The organism is Bathymodiolus heckerae thiotrophic gill symbiont, from assembly GCF_900128515.1.
GTDB lineage: Bacteria > Pseudomonadota > Gammaproteobacteria > PS1 > Pseudothioglobaceae > Thioglobus_A.
The window spans coordinates 1-2,952 of record NZ_FQTP01000133.1 but is presented as its reverse complement, the minus strand read 5'-3'; the positions used below and the strand labels follow the sequence as shown (position 1 = coordinate 2,952).

Sequence of the window (2,952 nt, the reverse complement as noted above, 5' to 3'; positions counted from 1 at the left end):
GTCATCAATGGTTTTGGGTTGCAGGCCTTGAAGCTTCAGATACTTGCAGTGCTGCGTATAATAATGGTTGAATTTAAGTTCTATAGATGGTGTCATAATTGCGTAACCTCATTTTTGTTAGTTGAATGAGCTTACAAATTAACCTGTTATGCATATAACAGGCAATGAGGTTACACTATAAATTTAGGGGTGAAGCTGTTTTTCTCCGCGATAGCGGCTTCGTCCAACAAGGCAAATCCAGCCGACCGTTGGCAGCGCAGATCTTTTCCAAAGGTCATTTTTATATCAAAATTCGGTGCTTTGTCAGAGTTCATCGAACATCTGCCAACGGCCGCTGATTTGGTCGTTCTCAGGGCGCTTCGCTGACGCGCAGCGCCCTGAGAATGCCGAGTTGACAGGGAACCTGTCTAACGTGTGACCCTCAGTCGCTACGCTCCCTGAGAACCAAACGTTAGACAGGACGATTTGGCCCGATAATCAGGGTACTCACGGTGAAGATGTTCAACCCATTATCAGGCGAAATCGCCTGTCAACTCGGCATTATACATAGGAAGAATTAATGAGCAATCTTCTTGATCTGTTAAAAATTGAATCGAACGAATTGGCGGTTTCATTTAAAAAAGCAAGTATCGAGGGCCAAGGAACGCCACAGGAAGTTTCTGATCGGAGGGAAACCGCTGTTAAAAAGCTTCTTGAGAAGTACTTCCCATTCCCTTTTCGGATAGCTAAAGGAAATATCAGTGATAGCTAAGGAAATATCAGTGCATCTATCGACTGCATAGTTTTGAACCCCGACCATCCTTATGCGGTAAGTGATGATGAAAAATTTTCTGCGATTTTAGCAGATGGTGTAGATTTCGCCATCGAAGTCAAACCTGATCTGACAAAAGTTGATGAAATAAATCGTGCATTAAATCAACTGAAAACAGTAAAATCCTTAACACGAGTCAATGATGGTCTTCTGTTAAAAAGTAAAGTCAGTCAAGAAGCTCAATCTACTGCAAAAAAATTCCATCCTTTATTTTCTCTGATAAGTCATATGTAAATATCAGAAATCTAGTTGTGAAAATAGTCGAGTATTACGAACAAAATTCAATAAAAAATGAAGCACAATTCGACTGCATTGTTATTAATGGACGATGTTTGATTTTTAACTCAAGAGAAAACTCTTATATTAACTTAAGTAAAGATAGCCAAGGAATATTGATCGCTGAACTTGGCGATCAAACTCTTGCAGGTTTCCTCCTCTGGCTAAACAGGCTACCATTGTCATCTCCAGGAATTTCTGCGCCTGTCTTAGAGCACTATTTAAAATTCGATATTGAGCAACTCCAAACGTATCATGATCTAAATGCTCGCTTATTAGCAATTGGATGAAATCGAAATCTATAACAAATAGCTCAACCCGACCAAATAAAGCGTCATCTTTTTTGCAAAAAGCGCAAAAAAAGCGCCACTTCATTTGGCCGGTTAGCTAAACGTTAGATGTCTGCGACGCAAAAGAAAATCAGCATCCAAAGATGATTATTCTTTGACAATAATGTATAAATATGAACATGAAAAATCTGAAAAACTGCGTAGATGTTATTCAATATTATGAGTCTCTCGAAGATAGAGAAATGACATTTTGTAACTTTGAAAAAAAGTACATGAGCACATTACCAAAAGAAGGAGATAGTTTTATTCTTTCAACAGGTGAAAGTTTGAGATAAATAACTCTATTGAAAAAGCAGACATTGATAACAATGTATATGAAGTATCAGAAGGCTTAGGGATAAAAATTACAAACTCACTCTTAAAGTCAACAAACTCTTTTGATAGAAGCGATTTTAGAGTGTATGGATTTTGTAGTATTTCAAAAAATAACAATAACGAAAAAAACTTTTTTAGATTAATTATGAATCATAAAAAAGAAAAACTTAGAGTATTTGATTATTTTCAGGATGTTATATCAATAGAAAACGATATTGATAATAGTATACGTAACGCTTTTAAAGTTAATGTTAATAATAATAACATTCAGAGTTACTTCTCAGGTGAGTACTTTGTAATTGAGTCATGTGAAGAAATAAAAAAGGAAGACTTCATTGATCTATGCCGTTGTATTTTAATCAGCCTGTCCTTTATAACTGGCTATGCTCCAGGTGATTACGCTTTCATTTTTAGATATGGGAATGATAAATTTATAGATTTTTTAAACTATGAGTATAACTCTAGTTTTACTAAAAGTATTGATAAGTCTATCTACTCTGTTATTGACTCAAATGTATATAACTATTGTCAAGATTATACACCTGATGAAAGAACGAAATTTGTTGAGAATAACCGTAATGACTTTAAAGGTGTAAGTGAAAGCGAACTATCCAAATTATGTTGTAGATTATTAGAAAATGATAAATTTTCAGATGGTGTATATTCGATTATTGAAGCAAGACAATCTTCACTAATCGCCATGGGGTAAATATTCAGACCCCTACCGACAAACTTGACAACTAATTTAAAAAAGGCTTGTAACTTTATGATACCAAGAAGTATTATGTAGGCCATGCAATTAAGTAATCAGGATCAAGCCAACTTGACGAAGAAGAACTTCTGAATTTATCAGAAGAGGAGTTGCGCCGTCTTTCAATAAAATTGCTAACAGATTTAAAAGAAGCTCGTGAACGATTAAACCAGAATTCCCACAATATAGTTTCTCAGATAAATAATTTCCCGATTGAACTAGTTAAACTATGCAGCAATGGCAAAGTCTTCCCGCATTTTTTTCATAACACAAATCACTTTGCTGGCATCTTGCATATAAGTATTAAAAGTATGCACAACCGAGTTATGTAAATCTTCAAAAGATTTAAAGTACTTCATATGTGTTGAATCACGTTTCGTATTTTTCCACAACTTCTCAATCGGGTTAAAATCTGGCGAGAAAGCAGGAAGTCGTTCTACTGTTAAACG

The 2,952-nt window shown here is 35.4% G+C and carries 6 protein-coding genes; 3 read left to right on the top strand and 3 right to left on the bottom strand.

Features of this window, described 5'->3' with window-relative positions:
• Nucleotides 1–170: 170 nt before the first annotated feature.
• Complete coding sequence (locus BTHERMOSOX_RS10130; RefSeq protein ID WP_171004738.1) at nt 171–314, bottom strand: hypothetical protein; 144 nt, start codon at nt 312–314, stop codon at nt 171–173.
• A gap of 245 nt (nt 315–559) precedes the next feature.
• Between BTHERMOSOX_RS10130 and BTHERMOSOX_RS10125 the strand changes: the two genes are divergently transcribed.
• Both BTHERMOSOX_RS10125 and BTHERMOSOX_RS10120 read left to right on the top strand, forming a co-directional pair.
• Nucleotides 560–751 carry a hypothetical protein gene (locus BTHERMOSOX_RS10125; protein ID WP_138121039.1) on the top strand — a complete coding sequence of 64 codons (192 nt, stop codon included), beginning with the start codon at nt 560–562 and terminating at the stop codon, nt 749–751.
• A 6-nt stretch (nt 752–757) separates the two neighbouring features.
• Nucleotides 758–1,045 (top strand): DUF6602 domain-containing protein, encoded by a 288-nt coding sequence (locus BTHERMOSOX_RS10120; protein WP_346654953.1) that lies wholly within the window; start codon nt 758–760, stop codon nt 1,043–1,045.
• A gap of 129 nt (nt 1,046–1,174) precedes the next feature.
• Here the strand turns inward: BTHERMOSOX_RS10120 and BTHERMOSOX_RS10115 are convergent, their stop codons facing one another.
• A complete protein-coding gene (locus BTHERMOSOX_RS10115; RefSeq protein ID WP_212744655.1) occupies nt 1,175–1,462 on the bottom strand; it encodes a hypothetical protein in 288 nt (95 codons plus the stop codon).
• A gap of 435 nt (nt 1,463–1,897) precedes the next feature.
• Between BTHERMOSOX_RS10115 and BTHERMOSOX_RS10110 the strand changes: the two genes are divergently transcribed.
• Complete coding sequence (locus BTHERMOSOX_RS10110) at nt 1,898–2,461, top strand: hypothetical protein (RefSeq protein WP_138121036.1); 564 nt, start codon at nt 1,898–1,900, stop codon at nt 2,459–2,461.
• A 269-nt stretch (nt 2,462–2,730) separates the two neighbouring features.
• On the opposite strand, the gene BTHERMOSOX_RS10105 is transcribed toward BTHERMOSOX_RS10110, so the two are convergent.
• A partial coding sequence (locus tag BTHERMOSOX_RS10105) for a transposase (RefSeq protein WP_171004737.1) occupies nt 2,731–2,952 on the bottom strand: 222 nt, incomplete at its 5' end.